The sequence below is a fragment of the Planctomycetia bacterium genome, assembly GCA_021413845.1.
GTDB lineage: Bacteria > Planctomycetota > Planctomycetia > Pirellulales > PNKZ01 > PNKZ01.
Window position 1 is genome coordinate 1 of the sequence record JAIOPP010000059.1, and the last position, 21,861, is coordinate 21,861.

A 21,861-nucleotide genomic window follows, 5' to 3' on the forward strand; every position below is an offset into this window, starting at 1 on the left:
GTGAACTTATGCGGGCTCGAGCGATGCGAGCAAGCGGGCAACTCCAACAGGCCCGTCGCCAACGCGAACCGCAACACCCGACGCGGACTCTTCGTCGTCTTCATACGACGAGAGTTGCCGAACCACCCTTGCTAGCTGACGAATATTATCCGATGTTTTCTACGGAGCAGCTGTTACTTATTTACGACACTTGCGAGACGAGATACATCGCGTCACTCGAATCGCAATTCCACGAGCGTGATTGGTATTCGCATTTGCGATTACTTCAACCGTGATTTCTTCGTGGTTGGGAACATAAGATCGCCCTGGATCTGATGAGCCCGTCATTCGGAGCTCACAGTCGATGCATTGCGTGAATTATGCGAGGGCTCCGATCACGGTTCGCGCGGTGCCTCATTGAGTGCGAAAGTGCTCAGCGGCGTGATCGTGAACATTCGCAAGTCGTCGCAGAATGAAAAGTCCCGTGCGAAAGCAAGAAATGCGCCTCCGCACGGGACCGAAGTCCGTTGACGTGTTCAGGCTCGTACTAGGCAGCCGCTGTTGCAGAGTGAGCCAGGGAGTAATGCCATGTGCCGGCAGCAGCCGTGCCTCCACGAATTAATCGTTGCCGGATTCTCCCCGCGCGGAAACAGCTCGCCAAGCCTTCTAATGCCATGATCTGATTGAGCGACGTAAGTTCAGTCAAATCCCGAAACGTTTGCGGACCGTTGCATCCATGCAGAGCATCCTCGAGCCTCAATCCGGACTCGCGGGCGATATCACGGATATGCGGTTGCGGACCTTGAGGCGTTCATCGCCAAACGGAGTTCCGATTCGGTATGATCTTGGGAGCGGGCGTCGTCGTGTCCCGGCGGCGCCCGCTTTTTTCTTTTAGGATTCAAAGCTATGGCAAGCATCACGAGCGAAGAGAACGACCGTCGCACGATTCAATTCAAGATCGGCGGGCAGAAGCGGAAGAGTATCCGCCTCGGCAAGATGACGATCAAGGACGCCGAGACGCTCAAGCTTCGAGTCGAGTATCTCATCACGGCCAAGATCGCCGGGCATGCGATCGACAACGATTCCTCGCGATGGCTCGCGAAGCTCGATCAGTCGCTGCACGACAAGCTTGCCGATGTCGAACTCGTGCCGCGGCGGAATAATATCAAGCTCAAGCCGTTTCTCGACCAGTACATTGCCGGCCGCAAGGATCTCAAGCCGTCGACGATGATGCACATTCGGCAATCGGCCGGAAAGCTCGTCGAGTGTTACGGCGCCGATCGCGACTTGAAATCGATCGGGCCGACCGACGCCGAGCAGTTCCGCACGATGCTGCTCGATGAAGGGATGGCCGAGAACACGACTCGGCGGCACTGCGGTCGGGCGAAGCAGTTTTGGAATGCGGCGATTCGGAAAGACTTCGTCGCGAAGAATCAGTTCGTTGATATCGTGTCGAACGTCAGAGGGAACCCGAGTCGCTTCTACTATCTCACGGCCGAAGATGCCGCAAAGGTCTTAGACGCTTGCCCCGATGCCGAATGGCGGTTGATCTTCGCCCTGAGTCGCTTCGGCGGCTTGCGTTGTCCTTCGGAGCATCTGCTGCTGAAGTGGAGCGATATCGACTGGGGCAAGAACCGCATGCGCGTTTGGTCGCCGAAGACCGAGCATCACGAAGGGAAAGAATCGCGCATGGTTCCACTGTTCCCCGAGCTTCGACCGCATCTCGAAGCATCCTTCGCACAAGCGCCTAAGAGCTCTGATTTCGTTATCACGCGGTATCGCTCGGCGAAGGTGAATCTTCGCACTCACTTCGAGCGAATCATCCTCCGCGCGGGCCTGACGCCATGGGAAAAGCTCTTCCAGAATCTCCGCAGCACTCGGCAAAGCGAGCTCGTGATTCAGGGATTCGCGCCGCATATCGTCTGCGCGTGGATCGGAAACACCGAAGCGGTCGCGAATAAGCACTACTTCCAAGTGCCCGACTCGGAGTTTGAGCGGGCCGCGAAGGCTCGCACGCCCGAGGCTGCGAAGGTCGTCGAAACGACCGAAAGCGCGCTGCAAAATCCGGTGCAGTACGCGGCGGGTTCGGCTCGTAGCGAGCCGGATAGAAATACAGAAACCCTCGCAATTCCGGTGAATTACGAGGGCTTACGATACTGTACGAACGATCAAGCTCCCCGACAAGGACTCGAACCTTGGACCTTGCGATTAACAGTCGCGCGCTCTACCAACTGAGCTATCGGGGAAAGTAGTAGGAATAAGATAAATCAATCGCGGAAGTTCGGCAAGTCCTGATCTGCAACCGACTTTGCCCTGCCGCTTAACCGAAACTCGGCCTTCTCCGGTGTTGCGTCCATGCTTGCACGGCCGCTTTGGCAACAGCGTGAAAGCTCTTGAAGGATACGACACCGCTTCGCTTACGGTTTCATTTCTCCGTTGACGAATAATCGGTTGTGGCCGCCCGTGCGGACGATTGGCGGGGCGGGGTTTTCCAGCAGCTCGCACTGCTTCAGGCTCAGCGTCGAGTAGCCGTCGACGATGGTTTGCGCTGAGCCGTTATTACCCAACAAACAGCCGTCGGCTTCGACTTGCGAACTACCGCCGACGACGAGCCCGGCGCGACCGTTGCCGCGTAGGATCAAGCCGCCAAGACGGGCATTGCGAACGCCGTCGTTAACGTTGACCCCGTCGCGACGAAAGCCTTGAATCGTCAGGTCGACGATGCGCACGTCGTGGACGTGATAGAGCGTAATGCCGACCGGAAGCGCGGCGTAGTAGAGCGTATAGTCGTGCGGGATCTTGCTCGGTTCCAAACGGAAATAGATGTATCCGTCGTGCGAGCACCATTGCCCCGGAGCGAGCGTCGGGAGCTTGCCTGAGGCTGCTTCGACCGGAATCTTCGCGACCGGCTTTCCGTCGGCGAAGAAGAGTTGGTGCCATCCGCCTTGCGGAGGATGGAAGCGATAAAGATCGCCTCGAACCGCCTCCCAAGCCTTGACCGGAATCGGCAAAGTGCCGTCGAGCACGGCGCCGTTGCCCAAGATCGTGAAAGGCTGAACCGCGCTACCCGATTGATCGGCCGACGAAAGACTCAAGCTCTCGCGGTAAGCGATGCCGGTATTCGCGACGACCAGCAGGTCGCCCGGCCGCGCAAGCTGGATCGCTCGCCCGATGGTGCGGACGGGCCCGCCGTTCACGGTCGACTCGGGCGAGGTTCCGTCCGCTTGGTCGTCGCCGGCGATGTTGCTGATGTAAAGCTGACGTGCCGAGGCCGCGTCGGCGAAGCCGAGCAACAAACCGCAAAGCATCGCTAGTGGGCGAAAGCGCATCTGGAAAACTCCGAAACGGAAAATCGTCCTCTAACTCTAGCACGCGGTTTGTGCCGAGCTTGACGATTTTCCCGCATCCCCTTTGCCGGATCGCTGTTTTCCTGCGTTTGCAGCGCAAGAACAAACCGCTCGCGATGGAGAGAAATGCCGGAATTGGGCAGTTCGGGGCAGGCTCAAGGAGCCGCTCAAGCGTTTAGCGAGGCCCGAACTTTTCCAACGCAACGGTTTTGATGCCGCGCAGATCGAGCTTCCCGGTCCCTAGAACCGGAATCTTCTCGACTTCGATGAAGCTGTCGGCGGAAGGGATCCAGAGGTTCGGCAAACCGGAAGTTTGCAAAGCCTTCACGATCGCGTCGGGAGTTTGTTCGAGCTTCGTATGCACCACGACGATGCGCTCGCCCCGCTTATCGTCGGGCACCGCCGTGACGACGTAGCTGGTCTCGTCTTCGCCGGATTTGATGATCGTGGCGAGCGTCTCTTCGATCTTGATGTGCGGCACCATTTCGCCGGCGATCTTCGAGAACCGGCTTTCACGGCCGGTGATCTTGATGAAGCCGTCGCGGTCGAGCAGGGCGACGTCGCCCGTCATGTACCAACCGTCGCGAATCACTTGCGCCGTCTTGTCCGGTTGATGCAAGTATCCGAGCATCACGTTCGGGCCTTTGATCCAAAGCATGCCGGGCTTGTCGGCCGGCAGCTCTTCGCCCGTGTCGAGATCGGTAATCTTCGCAATGACGCCCGGCACCGCGCGCCCGACGGTTCCTTCTTTCGCAACTGCTTGATCTTGCTTCGGCGCTCGCGAAGCAGGAACGTTGACCGACACCAGCGGCGAAAGCTCCGTGCAACCGTAGCCTTCCGAGGGGCGAACGCCGAATTGTTTCTCGAACGCATCGCAAAGATCGACCGGCAGTTTCTCCGCCCCGGCAACGACGACGTCGACCGTCGCGAGATCTTCTTTCGGACAGCGGCGCAGATAAGAACGGAGAAACGTCGGCGTCGCGAGCAGAATCGTCACCTTATGGGTGCGGCAAAGCTCGCCGATTTGGCGCGCGTCGAGCGGCGAGAAGTGATAAGCCCCTTTAGGGGGCAGCGTGAGGATCGTCCAAAGCGTGACGGTGTAGCCGAACGAATGAAAGAACGGCAAGATGCCGGCGATCACGTCCGATTCGCGCAAGTGAACCACTTGATTGATCGCCGCGACGTTCGTGCCGATGTTGTCGTAAGAGAGCATCACTCCCTTCGGTTCGCCGGTGCTGCCCGACGTGAAGATCACGGTGAGCAAGTCATCGGGCGAAATCGTGGTGAGGCCGAAGATTCGTTCGAGCAATGCAACCGGCAGCGCATAGGCTTGCGCGCCGACGACGACCTTATCGAGCGTCGTTACCTTATCGCGGAAGTCTTCGAGATACACGATCTCGGCGTCCAACTTCATATCGAGCTTCTGCATCACCTTCCGGCTCGTCAACACATGGCGAATGCCGGCTTGCTTGATGCAGGCGTTCATCACGTCGGCAGACATCGTGTAGTTCAGGTTCACAGAAACACGCTTGCCGAGCGCCAGCGCCGAGTTCGCCAAGAGCCCGCCGACGGAAGGGGGAAGCAACACGCCGACGAAGCGTTCGTCGGCGGCCAAGGTGTGCCGGCGCAACAAGCGTTCGAGCATGAGCGTCCGGAGCAGCATCGTGCCGCCGGTGAGTTCGGCTCCCATCGTGTCGGCCGCTTTCGAGCGGCTCCGGCTCTTTCGGCATTCGCGCAGAAAACGTCGCGTAAGAATCATGGTATGAGGCTTTCGTAGTTCATCGGCGTGCTGCCAAACCATTTCCACCGCTCGGCGCACCGGTGCGACTTCCTCCGTGCCGACGAGCGGCGGCCCATAGTGAACGGCCAAAGGGTGTCGCCATTTCTTCGGCCGCTTCCAAAAAAACTTCCCTTCGGAGAAGCTGAAGATGGTCCCCCACAAGCCTTCGAGATACATCGGCACGATCGGCGCGCCGGTATCTTTCAGCACTTTGAGGAGGCCGGGCTGAAATTGCAAGAGCTGTCCGGTTCGCGACAAACATCCTTCGGCAAAAATGCAGACATACTCACCGTTGCGGATCGCTTCGCGCGCTTCTCGAATCGCGCCGACCGCTTGCCGAGTCCCGGGCTCGATCGGAATCACATTCGTAAATTTGCAAAACCAAGCCGTGGCAGGATGCTGCACGTAAGCCGCATAGGCGATCATTCGCGGCGGGCGCGGGCACGTGATGCCGATCAACAGACCATCGACCCAAGACAGGTGATTGCATACCAAGAGCGCGCCGCCGCGCGGTAAGTCGTCGCGGCCGTAAGCTTCGACGCGAAAGAAGCAGCGAAACAACATGCCGACGAGCACGCGCACCACCATCATGCGCGCCACGTAAAAGCCGAAGAGCGCTAGCGGCAACGACAACAACCCGGCCGAAAGAAATACGCCGCGCGGCGAGAGGAGCGGCTCTCGGTAGACGAAGATATCTTGTGAGAGCAACAGGTAGAAGAAGCCGGTCGCGGCCAACATCGAGAGAAAGGCGACGAAGTTGTTGGCCGCTAAAATCGAGCCCCGTTTCTCGGGCGGACTGCGACCTTGGATGTAGGAGTAGAGCGGCACGTTGACCAAGCCGCCGCCGAAGCCGAGCACGAGCAGCGCCACGACCGTGGCGGCGTAGGAATCGAATGTGAAATACAGGGCCGCGCTCGCCAGCGAGAAGAGCAACGCCCCGATCGGCACCAGCCCGAGTTCGATGATCCCGGCGGAGAGGATGCCCGCAGCAACGCTTCCCAGGCCGGCCCCGAGCGTGAGCGCTCCGAGCAACATGCCCCGATCCAAGTCTTTTACGTGCAATATCTCGGCGGCATACGAGAGCGTCGTCAGCGACGAGAAGGTGCCGAGCGACCAATAGAAAGCATACGTCGCGACGACCATCGACATGTGTTTGCTGACTCGCAACGAACGGAGATCGGCAGCCATCGTGCGCGGGAAGTTCCACGATAGCCGAACCGTGGCGTCGGCCGCGGGCAGTTGCTTGATCAGGAGCGATGCGCCGACGCCGACGACGCCGATGCAAACGAACGCGATCGCCATCAGCCACCAATCGCCGCCGTCGTCGCCGAACGAAGTCGACCCATACTGCGAAAAACTAAACGCAAACAGCCAGCTACCGAGCCCGTAACCGACGACCAATGCGATCACGGTAACCAAGCCGATCACGGCGTTCGCTCCCGGAATGCGCTCGAAGCGAACCATGTCGGGAATCGAGCCGAGCTTCGACGGGTTGCAAAGGGCAAGCGTCGCCGCGAAACAAAACGCGACGATGCAGATCGCTTCCGGCAGCCGGCTCAGCAGCGCCGCCACGAGCCCGACCATGCAGACGAGCTCGGAAATCTTGCAAGCGACGAGCACGCGTTGCTTCGACACCCGATCGGCCAGATAACCCGCGACCGGCGACAGAATGATCCAGGGAACGAGAAAGCAAATTGCCGGCATCGCGATCGCGAGGGCTTGCCGCTGCTCGGAGAGCAGGGCGGCGCAGGCCGTCGGCAGGATGTAGCGCAGCGAAGCGTCGTTCGTCGCCCCTAAGAATTGGGTCACGACGAGCGCGAGAAAGCTACGACTCAGGAGTTCGTTACGATCGACGGCAGCAGGAGCTGAGCTAGGAGTGGGCGGGGCCTTCATGCCGGAAAAAATAGAAGTCCTAACGGTGCGAGAGAATGCGGAGGTCCGGAGCCGGGCAGGAGAGAACAGGCCGTGAATTTTGCCGGAAATCACAATCTAAGTGCCCCCCTGTCGGGCGTCAACGCGACAAGTGGAAAGCGTTGTGAATACGAACGCCGGCTAAGTCGCCTACCGCCTCCGACGGTTCAGCCTTCTCACGAAGCAGCGACTTCGCTAGACTCCCGCACCCAATTCCGATGCCGACCACGCAATCGGACTTTTCGGCGACGTTCCACCGACTATCGCAGGCAGGAGACGTGAAGATGAGAGGTTTCGGCCCGTTTCTCATGGGATGCATTTTCGGGGGCGTCGCGGTGTTCGCGTCGTTGTCGTACCACTTCGTGCAAACGAAAGACGGCGTCGAAATGATTCCGAAACTCACTCCGACGTTCACGGAAACCTACGTGGATTGCCGCGCATTCGGTCCGACCGACTGGGCCCAACACAAACAGCTCACGGCCGCGATCACGCAGGCCAATAAGTTCGAGAAAGTTATCGGCGGCCAAGCCGTGCATCAGATCCAAGACGCCGCGCAAGGCTTCGTCGATCAATTCGGCCGAGCCCCGGCGAATCCGCAGCGCTAGCCCGACCGTGGCCCGGCGCGGTCGCTAGAATCGGCGCATTCGCTACCTGATTCGGAGCGTTGAAGTAACGCCGCTTGCGTGGTCGATCTTGAGGGTACGTCGTGAGCGCGACCGCACCTCTACGCACCCCGCCGGTTCGCCGTTTCGGAGACGTTCCGTGGAACTGAATCGCTACCACTACTTCATCGCAGGAATCTTCATCCTGCTCGTCGGCATCCAACTACGGATGGTCGAGTCGTACGTGCTCAACGAAGAGTCGACCCGTTGGCTGATGGAACAGTCGGAAGAACCGAGCGTGCAAATCGTCAACACGACGACGAAGCTGTTTCCGGCCGCGGGCCCTTTGCCGCGAAAAACGGTCGTGCCGCCGCAATGGATCGGTTGGGCCGCGATCTCGCTCGGTTCCGTCTTAATTCTGCATAGCCTCGCGATGCCCAAGCCGGGCGGCGGCTAAGCGGACTAGGGACCGTAGCTCGACGACTCTCGGTGGCCCCGTCCGGTTTGTTCGTTCGGTAAAAACCGCGTACCGAAGGCTTGTTGCGCCCGTTCGCGAACCGGCGAGAATCTTCGCATCGGCACGGCGTCGATGCTCGCCTCGAACGCTCCGTCTCCAGGCACCAACAACCGGACGTGTACGAGTGCGTGGTTGCTGAGCCAAAGCTGGTATTCAGGATGCAACGCCTGAAACTCAAGCCGCGTCTTGAAGTAGCCGCCCGAGGCTTCCATCTCGGCCACGGTGACTTGGCGCGACCAACGAGCCAGCACGGGAAACGCATTGCCTCGCGAAAGCGGCGGTTGCCGATCGCCGATGAGCTCCACTTCGAGAGTGCCGTTGATCGGCATCGAAAGGCCGGTGCCATCGAGCGCTGCAAGCGAGAGGAGCAGACCGTCGGACTCGACATCGGCATCCCAATTGGCGAGGTACGCCTCGACGCTGATACTTCGGACGGGTGAGTATTCGCTTAGCGGTGCGGTCGCCGAGGCGGGCACGGTCGGCCACGTCCGGAACGTCCCTTTAGCGGCGCTTCCGACTACCGCTCGGCTTTCAATCGGAGCAGTCTTTTTCAGTGGCAGGGTTTTCCGCAGCGCGATCGCTTGGTCGCGGACACGCTCGATCGGCAGCACCGTGTTTCCCTGGCGCAGCTCGGTGATGGCCGACCATTCGATCGGCCGCAAGATCGCCGAGGCTTCCTTGCTGAATCGGAGCCAAAGATGCGAGGCGTCCGAGCGAGGATCGATCTCCGCCGTGAATCGCCGACCGCTCTTCACATGCACCACGACCGGTTCGGCCAACGCTTGCGGTACCATCGCCAAGACAACGCCGAACACGAAGCCGAAACGGCAAACGGCTCGAACACAGCGATGGTTGCAAAGACGTGACATGAATCTCAGCGGAGTTTGCGGATCGGGCAACCGGCGACGGCTGATTCCAAAAGCAAACGCGATACCAGCCAAGCTCCCACGCCATGCCGAACGCTCCGAAAGCGATGACTGGGCAACGACTTAAGCTCGCGCGTGGAGATTTCCGGGAACGCCTAGCTCCGGAGCGGACGTGGCATTTTCGCATCATTCGTCGAACCCTCATGCAGCCATATCTCCCCGTTCTCCTGCAACCCGGGCCTGTGCGTAGCCGAGGATAGTAGTAGCTAGTAGCTGCCTCATGGATGCCTCGTTTCGTACCGCTCGCATTGCCGCAGGTCTCCCTATGCGTTTCCCCATCCGTAAGGTCATTGCGACGACAACCCGAGTGCTTTTCCTGTCGTTCGGGCTCGTCGCTCTTGGCGAGCAAGCGAATCCCGCCAGGGGCGAACAGCCACCGGCAGCCGGTGCCCCGGCACGGCCAGCAGCCAATTCTCCTGCCACGCCGCAGACGGTCGTCGATCCCGACCGAGTCGACAATGTCCTGGCCGGTCCGAAAGCCGGGAGCTTGCCTGCGGTAGACGACGACAACAGGCCCCGACTCCGGCAGCGCGAGGGGGCCAAGCTCGTCGACCGGCGGGGACGATTCGAGCTGCGTGGCGACCGAGTGATCTTCCTAGCGACGAATCCGGATGCCCACTTCGTCGTCTTGGAAAACTTGTCGCTGGAACGGGTTACACGCGTTTTGGAAGAGTCCGGCTCGCAGCTCGAGTGGAGCGTCAGCGGCACCCTCACGGAGTTCCGCGCCTCGAACTATTTGCAGATTTCTCGGGCCCTGGTGAAATCGCTCCCGGCGAAAGGGGAGCCGCGCAAGTTGGCCGATCCCCTGGCTTCCAGCCCCTTGGCCCCGGCGAAGCCCTAGCCCTTTACCTAGCCGAGTGCGCCGCGATAATTGCTGACGGCGCGAGCGCTCGAAACTCCTTGACACCCCAAGGGGGCGGTATATCATCAGACGGAGTAATGGCTTACGACGTGCTTAGTAAATAAGAAGCGTCGCGAGCAGAAGGATTTTCCGCTTAACGAGTCGTTGAATTTCCGTGCCGGCATCCGGTCGCGGATCGTTCACGGGCTCGTTCCTTGATCCCGACTCCGTTCGTTTTCAGCAGGATATACGCTCCATGGCCGGTCGTCGTCGTTTGGAAGTCTCGGAAGTCGGAGATGTCACGGTTGTCCGCTTCGTCGATCGAAAAATCCTCGACGTGACCAACATTCACGAGCTCGGCAAAGAGCTGTTCGCGCTCGTCGAAGAGCAGAACAAGAAGAAGCTTTTGCTCAATTTTACGACCGTGGAATTTCTTTCGAGCGAAACGCTCGGAGAGCTGATTAAGCTGGAAAAGAAGGTCAAACAACACACCGGCCGGCTGTTGCTCAGCAACATCAAGCCTGAAATCTACGAAGTGTTCGCCATCACCCGTTTGAATAAGCTGTTCGATATTCGCGACGAAGAGGCCGAGGCCCTGGCTGCTTTCAGCGCTTAAGGAAACCGATCACGACTCACCCTGTCGTTCTTCCCGCTTGCGATCGATTCCCGCGCACCTTGAAAGACGGCGCGACCTCCCATCATACGGAAACTTGAGCATCGCCCTGATGTCTATGTCGCTTGATGAATGGATCTGGCACCTCGAGGAGTCGTTTCCCAGCCGCACGGCCGAGGCGAAGCGCATTCTCGAAAGCATCCTCGCGCGGCTTGAGGGGGAAAACTGGTTTCCGCACGACATCTTCGGCGTGCATCTCGCCTTGGAAGAAGCCTTAGTCAACGCCGTGAAACACGGCAATCGGATGGATGAAGCCAAGTCGGTCCATGTCGAATGCAAGCTTTCGCCCGAGCGGTTGTATATCCGCATTCGCGACGAAGGGCCCGGCTTCAAAATCGACGACGTCCCCGATTGCACCGAGGAAGAGAATCTCGACAAGTGTTCCGGGCGCGGCATCATGCTGATGCGCAATTTCATGTCGTTCGTCGAGTACAACGACGTCGGCAACATGGTCACGATGGAAAAAAGCCGCAAGCACGCCCGCTAACCTATTTCCTCAGCACGCTTCGCTCCGGCCTCTTCGATCGCCTCGTCTCTTCTTCGATCTAAGCCGACTCGCTTTCTAACCAGTAAGTCTTCGGCGAGGCATGAGGGTTCGTGACCTCCTATCCTAAAGTCGCGCAATTAAAGTCCGTCGGCGCGCTTCGTGAGCGGCTAGCTGCCTTACGGATCGAGCTGCCGGTCGACGACGAGATCCTCACCGCCGTGCAAGGCTCGCCCCTTGCCGCACCGCTCGAAGTTCACGACTCGCGGGGCAACACGTTACGCGTCGGCAATCGTTGGTGCATCCATCCGATGGAAGGCTGGGACGCCGAACGCGATGGTTCTCCCTCGCCCCACACACTGCGTCGCTGGCGCAACTTCGGTCTGAGCGGCGCCAAGCTCATCTGGGGAGGCGAGGCCGCGGCCGTGCAACCCGACGGCCGCGCGAACCCGCGCCAAACGCTCGCCGTCGAAGCGAACAAGTCGGGCCTCGCCGAGTTGCGCGAAGAGTTGCTCGTCGCACATCGCGAGCGCTTCGACTCGACCGACGATCTCTTGGTCGGCCTTCAACTCACGCACTCCGGCCGCTTCTCGCGCCCGCACTCGAAGCAACTCGAGCCGCGCATCGCTTACCATCACCCGTTGCTCGACGCCAAGTTCGGCATCGCTCCAGACGATGACTCGGTGGTGTGGACCGACGACGACCTCGAACGCCTCATCGAAAGCTTCGTCGTCGCGGCGGGGCTCGCGGCGGACGTCGGATATCAATTCGTCGACGTGAAGGCCTGCCACGGCTATCTGCTACATGAATTCCTCAGCGCTCGTACGCGCCCGGGCCGCTTCGGCGGCGACTTAGCCGGTCGGGCTCGCCTTCTGCTCACGATCATCGATCGTATCCAAGCCGAGTATCCCCGGCTCATGATCGGCGTCCGCCTGAGCGCTTTCGACTTCGTGCCGTATCGAACCAGTCGCGAAGTCGGCGAGCCGATGGACTACGCCGATGCGCTTCCATATCGATATGGCTTCGGCACCGACACAGAAAACCCGCTCGCTTACGACCTGCGCGAGACCTTCGAGCTGTTGCGAATGCTCCAAGCGGCGCGAGTCGCGATGGTGAATCTTTCGTGCGGCAGCCCTTACTACAATCCCCACATCCAACGCCCGGCGATCTTCCCACCGAGCGATGGTTATCAACCGCCGGAAGATCCGCTGGTCGGCGTCGCGCGACAAATCCACGCCGCACGACTCTGCAAAGAAGCGGTGCCGGGATTGCCGCTCATCGGCACCGGCTACTCCTATCTGCAAGACTATCTGCCGCACGTCGCGCAAGCGGTCGTGCGAGCCGGCTGGATCGATTCCGTCGGGCTGGGTCGAATGGTTCTCTCGTATCCCGAACTGCCCGACGATTGCTTGAAGCTCGGCACCACGGCGCGCAAGAAGGTCTGCCGCACCTTCAGCGACTGCACCACGGCCCCTCGCAACGGCATCATCTCAGGCTGCTATCCGCTCGACCCTTACTACAAAGAGATGCCGGAGTTCAACGAGCTACGGCTCACGAAGAACGAATTGAAAGAAAGCGAATAGATAGCGAACAAGTATCGACGAACGAAGCTCGCACCTCGGCTTACTTCGTGACCGGTGCCATTCTTCGTAGCGCCTGCATCTCCGCTTCCGTATCGACGCGATACGTCACGCCGAGGTTCGACATCTCATCCGTGCTCTCTTCGCCGAACAAGACCCGCGATTCCGGGTTCGGGTTGTTCGGGTTCAGTCGGGTGTTGTCCCAATGGCCGACGAATTTTAAGGTCGATCCGGCAGGCAGCCGCACCGGCTCGCGAAACAGATAGCGCCGCTGCCAGTTGAAGTCGAACGCCGGTACGACGACCAACAACTCTTCGCGGCCGTCGGGATAAACGACTGTCAACTGAGCATCGCCGCCGCGCAAGTGCATGTGCGGGCGCACATCGATCAACAGGACGTTCTGCTTGAAGTACGGCAGCCACTCCGTGCGCGTATGCGGGGCGTGCGGCTCGATGTCGATATTGCGCGGACGGAGGAACAACTGATCGGCGATCAGTTTCGCCGGCGGTTGTGAATTCTTGCGCCACACGATGCCGACCGACGACCGATCGGTAGCGTCTTCGTCGATCGACGTGTAATGAATCTCGAATACGAGATCGAACCCGGCCGGGAAGTGTACTCCTTCATCCGGAGCAAACGTCCGGGCGCTATATTGATCGCCCGGTGTATAGCTGCCGATGCGCCAACAATCCTTGCCGCCGTAGCCGTTCACCTTCGCCATCATGAACGCGCCGCTCAAGGGCTTCGTCGTGTCGGCCGGTCGCTGTTTCTTCGAGATCAAGAACGCCTGCATGTGATGCACGACGCGACGATTCCCCGGCAACAACTCCAGCGCCTGAATATAGCGATCTTCGTTGAGATCGTTCGGGACCCAAAAGTATTGATACTCGACGACCGACGACGCCTTCACCATAAACGGCTTCGGCATCCGCACGACGTAATCCGGTTTACCGCTGCCGATCGTGAACTCGCCCGGCTTGGGGAGTTTCGGCAATGCCAAAGGAACCGCCGGCGGGGTTCCTGCGACCAGCCACTCGGCTTCGCCGCTCTTCTGTCGGGCCAATCCTTGATCGATCCAATCGATGATCGTGCGTCGCTCTTCGTCCGTCAGCGCTTGCACATCTTCGATCGCCAAGCCGCGCGAATCGTCGGCGTGCCACGGCGGCATCCGTTGGTATGCGACTTCGCGACGGATCGTCGCCGCTTCATCGCGGACCGACTCGAACGTCGACAGCTCGAACGGTCCGATCCCGCCCGGATAGTGGCAACTAACGCAACGCTTGTGAATGATCTTAGCGGCGTCGTCGTGATAGGTCAGAGTCTTCGCGGCGAGCTTCCGTTCGACGGGGGGGAGTTGCAATTCGCATCCCTGAGCCCGGGTCTCGGCGATCGCCTTGCCGCCGGTGAGCAAGGCGTCGATCGCGTCGGCCAGATAATCGGTGTTCTTCGCGCCGGGGCTTTTCTTCCAGCCGCCATCGTTGATCATGCCCCGATAGCGGACGGCGAGTTTCTCGTCGAGCAAAAACGCTTCCGGCGTAGCGCGAGCTTTCAAGAGCCGCGCGAGGCCGCCGTCGACGTCGAGAAACACCGGAAACGCTAGGTCGAGTTTTTGCTTATGGCTCGCCATTTTCATGCGCGTCAGCCCGGCGTTGGAATACACTCCGATGAACTGCACCCGCTCGGCAAGGTAGCGTCCGCTGAGTTCGTTCAACACGGGAGCCATGCGCGTAACGATCGGGCAATTCACGTCGAGAAAAACGACGGCATAACCCCGCGCCGGTCCATCGGGCAGCGACGTGAGATCGGTAGACCAAAGATGCTCGACTCCCCACCGATCGACCAAGACCGGAGTGGCGTAAGCGGAGCCTGTCTCGGCAGCCGTCGCACAGCGAGCGAAGAATGCCGCACAGCTAGCCAAGCAGATGGCAAAGAGCATCGAAAACCGTAGGAATCGAATCGCCATAATCGTCGCTCGTAGGGCAGGCCGGCGGAGTATCACCATCTTGCGATAGCAGCGCGTACGTTCGTGCGCGAAGCTTCACTTCTCTAAAATCGGTCGAAGCGGGCCGGTAAATCCAATGCCACGCGTTTCTTTCGATTAAACGCGCTAAAATGAGGGGGTGTCGTGGCTGCTACAACCCGAATTTAAGGCAATCACTTCATCCCGGCGACTCTCTAGGGCGAATCTATCCCGGTAAGCGTACTTATCGTTGCGCGGAATCTCGTTCCCTCGAATCGAGCAGAAAAGAACTCCCTATGTTGTGCCTCAGACGGCTCATAAGAGTCTTTTTCCTCACCGGCTTGCTAAGTCATTACGGAACCGCAAGCTACGGCTCCGAGATTGCGCCCGCCACGGTCGCCGCTTGGGAACGATTGCTGGTCGACGCCGCAGCGACACCCGTTTCGCCGACCGCGAACGATCTCGAACTTCGACGCCAAGATTTGTCTGCCGCGATCACGCACTTGCGCGGCGCGCTGGCCTCGCTCGCTCCAGCTGCGCGCAACGCTTGGGAAAGCTACCTGCATACGGAAGCCCTTGAAGATTCGTTCACGCGAAGCCATGCCGATCAAGCGGCGACGTTGGAACTGGTCCGTCGCAGCCTCACGGCCGACGTCGAGGGCTTGGAAAGCGATGAAGTCGTCGCGTTGAGAACGGCCGCCAAAAACTACGCCTCGGCGCTGGCGAGAAATTCGACGAATTTACAAGCCGCGTATCTCGAGCAACTGCAAGAGCTCCGTGCGGCGATCCGACTCCATCGGACCGGCGCTCATCAAGCAGCCGAGCAACGTATCGGGGTCGCTCTCGCTTGGCTCGAAGATGCCGGACAGGCCCCGGATCTCGTCGCCGCAATGCGGCGTCACTGGTCGTATCCCAACGCCGTCGTTCGGATCGATACGAACTTCATCAGCCAATACGTCGGTCGCGACATCAACGAAGTCAGCATGCAGCGGGCCAATGTTCTCGGCACGCAAACGCGCGGCCCATCGCAAACCTTCGGGCGTCTGGAATTGGTCTCGATCGAGAACCCACGCCAGGCGCAAGTCGTGCTGCGAATGGCCGGCAACACCCGTTCGGCAAGCAACGTCGGCACGAACGGCCCGGCCGTGATCTACAGCAGCAGCAGCTCGCATTTCGATGCGAATAAGGTCCTCTTCTTCGACCCCTCGAAGGGTCTCGCCGCCGCCCCTGCCGACACTCGCTGCAATGCCTCGATCGGGATTCGCCAGATCGACGTTACTCCGCCGGTCCTCAGCAGTTTGCTTAAGCCGGCGTTCACACGAGCCGCCTGGAGCAAAGCGAAGGAGCAGCAAAACGCCGTCGAAAAAGAAGTCGCCAGGTTGATCAGTCGGCGGATCGAGCAACGTCTCGATGAGGAAATGATCGAGCCGCTCAAGAAAGCGCAAGACTACTACCAAGACTATATGATTCGCCGCCCGCTCCGGATCGACGAAGTGCCGCTGGTCGGCTCGCGCTCGACCTCGAAATATATCGAGCTGCTAATCAGCCAAGCGCGCAACTCGCAACTCGCGGCATCGGGCCCACCGCCGGAGCTCGCTTCCGCAACGGCCGTCGGTATCGCTCTGCATCAATCGATCTTAAACAACGGCTCGGCGCGGGTCGTTTGGGGCGGAGCGGAAATCACCGACGAAGACATCGAGCACTATTCGCAAGTAGCGACGATGCACGTTCCGCCGGCGCTGCGTGTCTTTTCCAACAGCACCCCTTGGTCGGTCACGATCGACGTCGATCATCCGACCACCTTGATCTTCGAGAACGGCTGCATCGACCTGACGATCCACACCGTCGGTTGGAAAATCGGTGAGCAGCGATTCGACCGCAAGATCGACCTGCATGTGAAGTACGCGGTCGAGAACACGCGGCTCGGGATGACGTTCAACCGCGTCGGAAATTACGAGATCGCCCCGCTCGACGGCAAGCCCTGGACCGACGAACAGCGGCGTACTCTCTTGCCGCACATCGAAGAGAAACTCGCCGCGTTTATGCAAGAGCAGGGACGTTTCAACAGCTTGATTCTGCCGAAGGGAGACGGCTTCGGCCCGCTCGGAAATATCAACCTCAAGCAACTCGAATGTCGCGACGGTTGGCTGATAATCGGTTATCAATAACGAGCTCGATCGAGCTGTTTTACCGGACGTCTTGCGACAGCAGCCAATCTTCGAGCACGATCTGCTGCACGTAGGGAGCTCGCAACAGCGAAGCGCGCGTCGACAACAACGGCGCCAGCCACGCGCGGCGCGCGATCAACGAAACCGCTTGCTTGCTCCATTGATTGAGCCAGTTGCCTCCCATCTGCGCTCGCACGTTGTCGCTCAAGCGTTGAAACGTAGCGGGCAGCAAATTGGGATCGGGACCGATATGCACGACAGTTTCGGCACCGCTAGCCAGGATCTCGCAGATGCCGTCCCACAAGCGCTGCGGCTTCTCCAGCCAAGCCACGATGGTTTCCCGCGCGTTGTAATTGTTGTAGCTCAACTTACCGGTGACGAGCGAAACAATGTTCGGATGCGGTGCCGTCAGGCCTCCGCCGAGCGTGTGCAGAGCAAGACCCGCGCGCGCCGGTATGTTTCGCTCCCAAAGGATCGGCGTGTGCAACGGCGGCCACGCACCATCGGCTTTCCTCAGGTTCACGCGCTTCCCCAGGGCCGTCGGCACGCGCGCTTTGAACGTCGCCAGAGTCTCACGTTGGCCGAGCAGCAACACGGTGTTCGGCGACAGGTAAGACGAAACGGCGATGACGCCTTGGCCTTCCATGTTGACTTCGATGCAAAGCCGATGCACGGCCGCGAGGTCGAGTTCCGGCCCGCGTGAGAAGAGAATTCCCATCGAAAGATCATGGGCCAAGGCGGCGCAATCGCCCGCCAAACTCACCAGCGGCGGCAGCACCTGCTCGACGACGAACGTCCCGCCGGCGACGAGGGCCGTAATCTCGCCGAGACTGTAACCGAGCGATATCCGCGCGCCGCGATAATCGATGTCGAAAAACTGATCGAGTAATTCCAGCTGCGCCATCTCGGCGGCGATGATGAGCGCGATGTCTTCGGAAAACGAATCCAAGGTGCTCTCGCGCCGCGCCGCGACCCGCGCGACCAAGTCGGTCGCCCGATGCGTCGCTTCGGCATGAATCGTTCCGGCGAGCCTTAAGTGGCGTTCCACGATCGGCCCGTACGCCGGATGCGCGAGCAACTCCGGTGTCCGCCCCAGATTGGTCAGGTTGTAGCCGCGAAAAGCGAGCGCGGTCGAACCGATATGCTGCGTCCAAGTCGTCGGCATAGGCACAGCCCGTCCGGGAAGGAAATCGCTGGAAAACCGGTATGTAGATCAACGCGAATGTCGCAGGTTCGGCTTGGCGTGCCGCTTGCCGTTCTTGCCACGGCCAACTACAACGAAAGCTGCTCCGAGTCCCTCTTCTTGCCCCTCTATTATACCCCGCGAATGCCTTCCGCCGTGAATCACGAACTGACAGGCCGAACCGCCGTCGTCACAGGTTCTTCCAGCGGAATCGGACAGGCCATCGCTCTCGAACTTGCCGCCGCAGGCGCGGCCGTCATCGTGCATGGCCGCAGCAATCCGGAAGGGGCGGAAACGACTGCCGCCGCGATTCGCGCCGGCGGCGGAGCCGCTACCGTGCTGCTCGCCGACTTGGCCGACGAAGCCGCTTCGACCGCGTTCGCCGACGCCGCCTGGAACTGGCGCACAGGACTAGACATTTGGGTCAACAATGCCGGCGTCGACGTCCTCACCGGCGACGCCGCGAAGTGGTCGTTCGATCGGAAGCTCGCCGCGCTCTGGCAAGTCGACGTCGCGGCGACCATCCGCCTCTCGCGCATCGTCGGCCCGCGCATGCGCGAACGCGGCAACGACGGCACGATCATCAACATCGGCTGGGACCAAGCCGAGACGGGCATGGCCGGCGACAGCGGCGAGATGTTCGCCGCCGTGAAGGGGGCCGTGATTGCGTTTACGCGCAGCCTCGCGCATTCGCTCGCTCCTCTAGTGCGTGTCAATTGCGTTGCGCCGGGCTGGATCAAAACCGAATGGGGGGACGACGCCGCCGACTATTGGCAGCGCCGCGCCATCGGCGAATCGCTGCGCGAGCGTTGGGGCGCGCCGCAAGATGTCGCGCGCGCCGTTCGCTTTCTCGCTTCCCCCGCGGCCGACTTCGTGACTGCGCACGTCTTGCCGGTCAACGGCGGACTCCGTCGCTCGGCGGCGTATCCAGGTTCTCCCAGTCATTCGGCCGCCGATCCATCGACGAACGATGGCCGCTCCTTTTAGCGCTCGCGGACTTAGCCTGCTATGACGCGCGAGCATATTCAATTCGTTACCGGTCGCCTGGCCGAGTTCTCCTTACGCAAGATGCTTGAAGCGCTTGCGCCGCAAGTCGGCTTCGATTACACGATCGACGTTCTCGGCATCACGGTCGCCGCGTTGATGACTCCCGCATGGATCGCGAAACGGATTGCGCATGTTCCGGAGGCGCATCGTGTTTTGATTCCCGGCTATTGCGGCGGCGACATTTCCGTCATCGCGGCGGCTTGCGGCAAGCCGGTCGAGCGCGGTCCGAAAGATCTACGAGCGCTCCCCGCTTTTTTCGGTCGCAAGCCTTCGGCGATGGAAGACTACGGCAAGTACGACATCGAGATCCTCGCCGAAATTAATCACGCTCCTCGTCTATCGCGGGCTCGAATACTGCAGATGGCGCACGACCTGAAAGCGTCGGGTGCCGATCTGATCGACGTCGGCTGCGATCCCGGCGAGCCTTGGTCCGAGGTCGGCGACGTGGTTCACATGCTGCGCGAGGAAGGGTTTCGCGTTTCCATCGACAGCTTGAACCCCGCCGAGATCGGGCCGGCCGTTCGAGCCGGTGCCGAGTTGGTGCTCAGCGTCAATTCTTCCAACGCCGAGTGCGCCGCCGATTGGGGCTGCGAAGTCGTGATCGTGCCCGACGATCCTCATCTGTTGACCGGCCTAGAAGCGACGATCGAGCGCGTCGCCGACGCCGGAGTTCCCCTTCGAATCGACGCGATTCTCGAGCCGATCGGTTTCGGATTTGCGCAGAGTCTCGGGCGCTACCTCGACGTGCGACGCCGTTATCCCGACGCCGAGATGATGATGGGAATCGGCAACCTCACCGAACTTACGGATGCCGATAGCGGGCCGATCAACGTGCTGCTGCTCGGTTTCTGTCAGGAGTTGGGAATCCGCAGCGTGCTGACGATGCAGGTCATCAACTGGGCGCGCACCAGCGTCAAGGAGTGCGATCTCGCGCGCCGGCTCGTGCGCTATGCCGTCGCGACGAAGAACTTGCCGAAGCGGGTCGATGAAAGCCTCGTCACGCTGCGCGATGCGAAGCTTTTTGAGTATGGTTCCGATCAACTCGACCAACTCGCCGCGGAAATTCGAGACGACAACTATCGCATCTTCGCCGAGCAAGGAGAGTTGCACGTGCTCGCGGCCGGCGCACATCGCCACGGCGTCGACCCATTCGATCTGTTCGAGGAAATGACCGCGGCACGGCGCAAACCGCTCGAACCTTCGCATGCTTTTTATCTCGGCTATGAAATGGCGAAGGCCATGACGGCGCTCACGCTCGGCAAGGAATATCGCCAAGACCAAGCGCTCGATTGGGGGTTTCTTACGAAGCCGGAAGAGAGCCATCGGGAGCGGAAGCGCCGTCGCAGCGAAGAAGCCTCGGGCAATGAGGAGCCCGAGCGTTGACTTCCTTCGACACGCAGCGTCCTCACGATGTCGCCGAGTTTCCACTCGTGGAAGAATTACTTCCCCCTCCCGATCCGGAAGTGGCGTTTCTTCGTTTCGCGGCGCTTCGACATTGCGTTTTTTTCGATAGCGCGCGGCGCGATCCGAAGCTCGGCCGCTATTCGTTCCTCGCTGCCGAGCCGTTCGAATTCGTCAGCAAGACCGCCGAAGATACCGATGCGATCGGCGCGCTCCGGGCCTCGCTCGCGCGCTACCCCGCGGTTCGCCGGCCCGAATTGCCGCCGTTTCAGGCCGGTGCCGCGGCGATGCTGAGTTACGAACTCGGGCGACAATTGGAAACGCTGCCGACTGCCGCGATCGACGAGTTCTCCTCTCCCGCACTCGCGTTCGGGCTCTACGATACGGTCGTCGCCTGGGACCACGAGCGAAACCAAGCGTGGCTGATCTCGCAAGGCTTTCCGGAAATCGATCTCGCGGCCCGACGGCAACGAGCGGAACAAAGGATACGGTACTTTCGCGACATCTTAGCCGCACCGCTTCCGAACCCGGCGAGCGATCTGCCGCCGACCGAACACGCTCGAACCGCGTACATCGGCGCGGCGAATCTAGCGCCGCAGTTTCCCATGTCTGCGATGCCGGGCCTGACGAGCAACATGAGCGCCTCCGGCTATATCGAGGCCGTGCGACGTGCGATCGAATACATTCGCGCCGGCGATATCTTTCAAGTCAACCTTGCGCAGCGTTTGCTCTATCCGGCCGCCGATGACACGCGAAGCCTGTATCTAAGGCTCCGGCGGCGTAACCCAGCCACGTTCGCCGGCTATTTCGACTGGGGGCCTTCGCAAATCGCCAGCGCTTCGCCGGAGCGATTCTTGCGCGTCGTCGACCGGCACGTCGAGACACGCCCGATCAAAGGGACACGGCTTCGTACCTCGTTGCCGGAAGCCGATTTCTACTCCGCGCTCGAGCTCATGGAAAGCGAGAAAGATCGGGCCGAAAACGTGATGATCGTCGACCTCCTGCGCAACGATCTCTCGCGGGTTTGCACCGACGACAGCGTGTTTGTGTCGCAACTTTGCAAACTGGAGAGCTACGAATACGTGCAGCATTTGGTATCTTCCGTGGAAGGGTTGTTGCGGCCCGAGCATGACGCGCTCGATGCTTTAATCGCTTCGTTTCCGGGCGGATCGATCACCGGTGCGCCGAAGATTCGCGCGATGCAGATCATCGCGGAACTAGAGCCGACGGCTCGCGGCCCCTATTGCGGTTCGCTCGCCTACTTTAGTTTCGACGGCTCGATGGACGCCAGCATTCTCATCCGTACGATTACCGCCGGCGGCGGCTGGTGGCAGGCTCCGGTCGGTGGAGGAATTACCTCGCATAGCGATCCCGCGCGAGAATACGAAGAGACGTGGCACAAGGCCGAGGGAATGTTGCGAGCTTTTAAGCCTTAGGCTCCCCTCCAGACAACGGCGTTCGC

General features: G+C 60.4%; 16 protein-coding genes, 1 tRNA gene and 1 pseudogene. 11 read left to right on the forward strand and 7 right to left on the reverse strand.

The genetic code is table 11. The annotated features are described in order from the left end of the window. Window positions 1-870 precede the first annotated feature (870 nt). The gene (locus K8U03_10875; protein MCE9605391.1) at window positions 871-1,101 is read right to left on the reverse strand and encodes a hypothetical protein; all 231 of its coding nucleotides are present in this window, start codon (window positions 1,099-1,101) and stop codon (window positions 871-873) included. A 207-nt stretch (window positions 1,102-1,308) separates the two neighbouring features. Here K8U03_10875 and K8U03_10880 point away from each other — a divergent pair. Next, window positions 1,309-1,923, forward strand: a pseudogene (locus K8U03_10880) (tyrosine-type recombinase/integrase). A 229-nt stretch (window positions 1,924-2,152) separates the two neighbouring features. Here the strand turns inward: K8U03_10880 and K8U03_10885 are convergent. The 3 genes from K8U03_10885 to K8U03_10895 form a co-directional block, all read right to left on the reverse strand. Beyond that, window positions 2,153-2,225, reverse strand: a tRNA-Asn gene (locus K8U03_10885). A gap of 171 nt (window positions 2,226-2,396) precedes the next feature. Continuing rightward, window positions 2,397-3,308 carry a right-handed parallel beta-helix repeat-containing protein gene (locus K8U03_10890; GenBank protein ID MCE9605392.1) on the reverse strand — a complete coding sequence of 304 codons (912 nt, stop codon included), beginning with the start codon at window positions 3,306-3,308 and terminating at the stop codon, window positions 2,397-2,399. Window positions 3,309-3,501: 193 nt separating this feature from the next. Continuing rightward, a complete protein-coding gene (locus K8U03_10895) occupies window positions 3,502-6,915 on the reverse strand; it encodes an MFS transporter (protein MCE9605393.1) in 3,414 nt (1,137 codons plus the stop codon). Window positions 6,916-7,301: 386 nt separating this feature from the next. Between K8U03_10895 and K8U03_10900 the strand changes: the two genes are divergently transcribed. After that, a complete protein-coding gene (locus tag K8U03_10900; protein MCE9605394.1) occupies window positions 7,302-7,622 on the forward strand; it encodes a hypothetical protein in 321 nt (106 codons plus the stop codon). Between the two features lie 157 nt (window positions 7,623-7,779). Continuing rightward, a complete protein-coding gene (locus K8U03_10905) occupies window positions 7,780-8,076 on the forward strand; it encodes a hypothetical protein (GenBank protein ID MCE9605395.1) in 297 nt (98 codons plus the stop codon). Window positions 8,077-8,081: 5 nt separating this feature from the next. On the opposite strand, the gene K8U03_10910 is transcribed toward K8U03_10905, so the two are convergent. After that, window positions 8,082-9,005, reverse strand: coding sequence for a hypothetical protein (locus tag K8U03_10910; protein MCE9605396.1), 924 nt, complete (start codon window positions 9,003-9,005; stop codon window positions 8,082-8,084). 322 nt (window positions 9,006-9,327) lie between these two features. Here K8U03_10910 and K8U03_10915 point away from each other — a divergent pair, with 322 nt between their 5' ends. From K8U03_10915 to K8U03_10930, 4 genes are all read left to right on the forward strand, one after another. Next, complete coding sequence (locus K8U03_10915; protein MCE9605397.1) at window positions 9,328-9,903, forward strand: hypothetical protein; 576 nt, start codon at window positions 9,328-9,330, stop codon at window positions 9,901-9,903. Between the two features lie 256 nt (window positions 9,904-10,159). Further along, on the forward strand, window positions 10,160-10,519 hold the full coding sequence (locus K8U03_10920) for an STAS domain-containing protein (protein MCE9605398.1): 360 nt from the start codon (window positions 10,160-10,162) through the stop codon (window positions 10,517-10,519). A 115-nt stretch (window positions 10,520-10,634) separates the two neighbouring features. Next, on the forward strand, window positions 10,635-11,063 hold the full coding sequence (locus K8U03_10925) for an ATP-binding protein (protein ID MCE9605399.1): 429 nt from the start codon (window positions 10,635-10,637) through the stop codon (window positions 11,061-11,063). A 110-nt stretch (window positions 11,064-11,173) separates the two neighbouring features. Next, window positions 11,174-12,643, forward strand: coding sequence for an NADH:flavin oxidoreductase (locus tag K8U03_10930; GenBank protein MCE9605400.1), 1,470 nt, complete (start codon window positions 11,174-11,176; stop codon window positions 12,641-12,643). 40 nt (window positions 12,644-12,683) lie between these two features. On the opposite strand, the gene K8U03_10935 is transcribed toward K8U03_10930, so the two are convergent. Continuing rightward, entirely contained in the window at window positions 12,684-14,603 is a 1,920-nt protein-coding gene (locus tag K8U03_10935) for a redoxin domain-containing protein (protein ID MCE9605401.1), read from the reverse strand. A 293-nt stretch (window positions 14,604-14,896) separates the two neighbouring features. On the opposite strand from K8U03_10935, the gene K8U03_10940 reads away from it, so the two are divergent. After that, the gene (locus K8U03_10940; GenBank protein ID MCE9605402.1) at window positions 14,897-16,768 is read left to right on the forward strand and encodes a hypothetical protein; all 1,872 of its coding nucleotides are present in this window, start codon (window positions 14,897-14,899) and stop codon (window positions 16,766-16,768) included. A gap of 19 nt (window positions 16,769-16,787) precedes the next feature. Here K8U03_10940 and K8U03_10945 read toward each other — a convergent pair whose 3' ends face one another. Continuing rightward, on the reverse strand, window positions 16,788-17,933 hold the full coding sequence (locus K8U03_10945; GenBank protein ID MCE9605403.1) for an ACP S-malonyltransferase: 1,146 nt from the start codon (window positions 17,931-17,933) through the stop codon (window positions 16,788-16,790). Between the two features lie 162 nt (window positions 17,934-18,095). On the opposite strand from K8U03_10945, the gene K8U03_10950 reads away from it, so the two are divergent. From K8U03_10950 to K8U03_10960, 3 genes are read left to right on the forward strand one after another with little or no spacing between them, the layout of a single operon-like run. Next, window positions 18,096-18,938 (forward strand): SDR family oxidoreductase, encoded by an 843-nt coding sequence (locus tag K8U03_10950; GenBank protein ID MCE9605404.1) that lies wholly within the window; start codon window positions 18,096-18,098, stop codon window positions 18,936-18,938. Between the two features lie 21 nt (window positions 18,939-18,959). Further along, complete coding sequence (locus tag K8U03_10955) at window positions 18,960-20,381, forward strand: DUF6513 domain-containing protein (GenBank protein ID MCE9605405.1); 1,422 nt, start codon at window positions 18,960-18,962, stop codon at window positions 20,379-20,381. Beyond that, window positions 20,378-21,835 (forward strand): anthranilate synthase component I family protein, encoded by a 1,458-nt coding sequence (locus K8U03_10960; GenBank protein ID MCE9605406.1) that lies wholly within the window; start codon window positions 20,378-20,380, stop codon window positions 21,833-21,835. The genes K8U03_10955 and K8U03_10960 overlap by 4 nt, the downstream gene beginning before the upstream one ends. Window positions 21,836-21,861 lie beyond the last annotated feature (26 nt).